Source organism: Pokkaliibacter plantistimulans (genome assembly GCF_003194385.1).
Lineage (GTDB): Bacteria > Pseudomonadota > Gammaproteobacteria > Pseudomonadales > Balneatricaceae > Pokkaliibacter > Pokkaliibacter plantistimulans.
Window position 1 is genome coordinate 1 of sequence record NZ_LAPT01000169.1, and the last position, 3,244, is coordinate 3,244.

The window sequence follows — 3,244 nt, forward strand, 5'->3', positions numbered from 1 at the left end:
TATCGCTTGCGTGGTCGGCCGCAAGGGGTCATGTTCCACTCCGACCAGGGGTGTCAGTACAGCAGTCTGGAATACCGCCAGCGGCTGTGGCGGTATCGGATGGTTCAAAGCATGAGCCGGCGTGGTAACTGCTGGGATAATGCGCCTATGGAGCGGCTCTTTCGCAGTGTGAAAAGTGAGTGGGTACCGAAGTGTGGATACACGCCACAACGGTGGTTTAACCCCGGTGATGAGGGAAAAAGAAGCTAAGAAGCTGTCCGGAAATAGTTGACCACTACACTTTGAGTTCTAGTGGGGTGGAGTTTAGGTTGGGGTGATGGGGAGTGTCAAACTTAACGTCAAGACACTTTAGAAATTTCGTAAGCTCTCGGGCCTTTTTGTTGAGGTCTAACTATAAATTGAACTCTATCACCTTCAACCAGAACTTTTTCTTCATTGTTTATTTCAGTGTAAAAAAAGAATACATCTTTTCCTACAGACCTTCTAATAAATCCAAAGCCTTTGAATGTATCAAATACTCTAACGGTCCCATACTCGAACTGCTCGCTCATACCCAAAATGCCCTTTTTCCAGGTAAATTATTGTACTTGGCTCGTATGTTCTTACCTAAGCTTTTGGCTTTGCCCGAATTAGTTCTACCAAGAATACCTAATGAATATAGCACTCTATTTATTCTATTTAACTCACCTATTTTCATGTTCTCTTTCTTTTTTGCGTTCAGAATTTTATTGGCATCGCGAATAACTGCTGCTGCATCAGCGTCACTATAAGTTGGCAACACTTTTGATAGTCTTTGCCTTAAGATTTTAGCTTGTGAATGCTGAAGGCGTTGCATCTTTGCAACTAATCCTGAAACTCGATTCCATTGTTTGTGATATTTTTCGGACGTAGAATCAAACTCAAACTCCTTCTCACACAAGAAGACTTCATGTCGAATATTCCTCCTATCACTCTTCCTTAATCTAGGAGAGCTGTGCCCTACCCATAAACCAGTAACATCATACGGTTTTGAATGGTCAGATTTAATATGTACTCTTGTTTTTTTATTTTTTATATGCAGGCTGTATTTAGCAAATAGCTTTGAGACTTCTTCGATATACTTTTGAACCAGCGTATCACTCAATTTATCATTAGAAGATAATGTAACATCGTCTAAAAGCCGACTATAGGTCACCCCTCTTCCTCTGAATCTAGATACCAAATTGTACTCTGAATTAAAAAATACTAAGTTTGCTAAATATGATGAGGTGCAGGCTCCTTGGGGAACATTACCATTTAAAGTGACTAGCTTTGTTAGCAGAGATGACACATCGGGGGGGAAGTGAAAAAAATTTTTAAATACATCGAAAACATGATCAAGGAGAATACTCCCGTAAAAGTCTTTTATATCAAGACATATCAATGTATTTGATTTGGCATGAAGCTTTGCGTTTTCTACGTAATCTCTTTTGTTTATTTCATCAGAGATTCCACCATGCAAATAAACTGGATACTCCACCTTTTCGAATATTCTAGAGTTAATCCTTTTTTGAAGTCTCTTTAATTCAAATTTAGGCTCATAGACAGTCCGTCTTTTATTAGACTTACTTACTATTTCAAACTTCACGTAGGAATCATTCGCCTTATTCGAGAAGTCAGTTAGCAACTTAGGGTGCACTCCAAGCGTAGTCGCAAGTGCATCTAAAGATCCAATTGGTTTAAAGGGGTAGTAAGGTTTATCCATAGGCAATGGATCTCTTGATCTTTTAGTTAGGTCAAGATGAAGGTCAGTAATTACGAGTCAATGAATAGTTTCAATACCCATGTAACAGCGCAAGTTACTAACTGACGTAGCAGAAACTTCCCTACTACCGCCAATTTACTCAGGTCAATTTGCTTTTTAATCCGCACCTCCCTCTCGGTTGGATTGGATTTGCCCTTGTTCAATTTTACGATAGAAATACGAATAGAAATATTCATAACATGCTCCTTCTGCGTTAGTTATGGCCCCAAAAGTAGGGCTCCAGACCACGTTCCAAAGCATTCAGGGATTAAAAAAATAATTGACCTTGAGTAGACCTTTCATCTCAGAACTCCAGACAACTGTCGCCTGTTTTCCGGTGCTGCCCGCATCTCAGAACTAATGCGGACCCCGGGAACAAGATAATCGCAGCTGGCCGGTCATGATTTCTCTCACGAGAAATCGCCTTTTTTAAAGAAGGCTTCGATTCCCTGACAACGCAAAATTGAATTTTTAAAAGAGCAGGCAAACGGGCGATGCACACCCGCTACACGAGCAAAATTACTCTTTCATATAGAAAGAAGTCAACACAAAAAAACACTATTAGACGAATGTCGTAATAGTTTTAATTCAAGCCTTTATATACAACTTCTGTTGTTAAAGGACTCTCCACCCTCAAATCCACCGGCACACAAGTCTTAAGCAAATGCTGAAAGGCATCGGTGTTAGAAAAGGTAGGGTCTAGCCAGAGATCAAAGTCGACAGGCTGGAGCATCAGCGGGATGCTCTTGTCGTGGATATGAGAGAAACGCGGATGGAGCGGCAAGGTGATAATGCTGTAAGACATCACCCGCTCCCCGCCAAACTCCCACTGCCGGTACAAGCCACCAAAGGCAATCGCCTGATCCACCGGCTGAATGTAATAGCGGGTTTTATGTCCCGGCTCGCCCTGCCATTCATAAACCCCCGACGCCGGGATAATCGCCCGGTGGTATCTGAAAGGCTCCTTCCACAGTTTGCCGCTGGCCAGATTGCCCGATCGGGCATTAAAGGTGCTTTACTTCGGCACGGGGCGGTAACCAGGGCGGTCAGGCTTAGGCTCAATCAGCAGCGACCACATCGCCTCCGACAGCACTCTGCCCTGCCCCGACTCCCAGATAATCTGCCCCCAGCTCCCCGGCGCGATGTTCTCCCGCGGCTCCGCCATATCCAGAGGCATCCCCACGTCTGCCATCAACTGGCGAACAACGGGGGAATCGGTCAGGTTGTAGCGGCCGCACATGGGGTGACGTCCCTGTCAAATGTAGTGGTCAACTATTTCCGGACAGCTTCTTAGCTTCTTTTTCCCTCATCACCGGGGTTAAACCACCGTTGTGGCAATGAGGCCTCTGTTCGTTGTAATAGCTCATCAGGTAGTCACCGATATCCTTGATCGCCTGATCCAGGCTGGTGTATCCACACTTCGGTACCCACTCACTTTTCACACTGCGAAAGAGCCGCTCCATAGGCGCATTATCCCATAAG

General features: G+C 44.2%; 5 protein-coding genes and 2 pseudogenes. 1 reads left to right on the top strand and 6 read right to left on the bottom strand.

Features of this window, described 5'->3' with window-relative positions; all coding sequences use genetic code 11:
* Positions 1-201: pseudogene (locus WH50_RS25230) on the top strand (IS3 family transposase); the annotation flags it as partial.
* A 137-nt stretch (positions 202-338) separates the two neighbouring features.
* Here the strand turns inward: WH50_RS25230 and WH50_RS25235 are convergent.
* The 6 genes and pseudogenes from WH50_RS25235 to WH50_RS25255 form a co-directional block, all read right to left on the bottom strand.
* A complete protein-coding gene (locus tag WH50_RS25235) occupies positions 339-551 on the bottom strand; it encodes a retron Se72 family effector protein (RefSeq protein ID WP_110190185.1) in 213 nt (70 codons plus the stop codon).
* A complete protein-coding gene (locus tag WH50_RS25240) occupies positions 548-1,723 on the bottom strand; it encodes a reverse transcriptase family protein (protein WP_110190187.1) in 1,176 nt (391 codons plus the stop codon). The genes WH50_RS25235 and WH50_RS25240 overlap by 4 nt, the downstream gene beginning before the upstream one ends.
* 50 nt (positions 1,724-1,773) lie before the next feature.
* Positions 1,774-1,959, bottom strand: a complete 186-nt coding sequence (locus WH50_RS25245; protein WP_110190189.1) for a hypothetical protein — start codon at positions 1,957-1,959, stop codon at positions 1,774-1,776.
* Positions 1,960-2,345: 386 nt separating this feature from the next.
* Positions 2,346-2,762: pseudogene (locus WH50_RS26730) on the bottom strand (SOS response-associated peptidase family protein); the annotation flags it as partial.
* Between the two features lie 15 nt (positions 2,763-2,777).
* Positions 2,778-3,002, bottom strand: coding sequence for an SOS response-associated peptidase family protein (locus WH50_RS26735; RefSeq protein ID WP_207780486.1), 225 nt, complete (start codon positions 3,000-3,002; stop codon positions 2,778-2,780).
* A 28-nt stretch (positions 3,003-3,030) separates the two neighbouring features.
* On the bottom strand, positions 3,031-3,244 hold a 214-nt coding region (locus WH50_RS25255; protein ID WP_165838565.1), incomplete at its 5' end, for an integrase core domain-containing protein.

Bases quoted from the DNA above. Each gene is read 5' to 3' on its own strand.
- WH50_RS25235 (WP_110190185.1), bottom strand. From the start codon at position 551: ATGAGCGAGCAGTTCGAGTATGGGACCGTTAGAGTATTTGATACATTC.
- WH50_RS25240 (WP_110190187.1), bottom strand. From the start codon at position 1,723: ATGGATAAACCTTACTACCCCTTTAAACCAATTGGATCTTTAGATGCA.
- WH50_RS25245 (WP_110190189.1), bottom strand. From the start codon at position 1,959: ATGAATATTTCTATTCGTATTTCTATCGTAAAATTGAACAAGGGCAAA.
- WH50_RS26735 (WP_207780486.1), bottom strand. From the start codon at position 3,002: ATGTGCGGCCGCTACAACCTGACCGATTCCCCCGTTGTTCGCCAGTTG.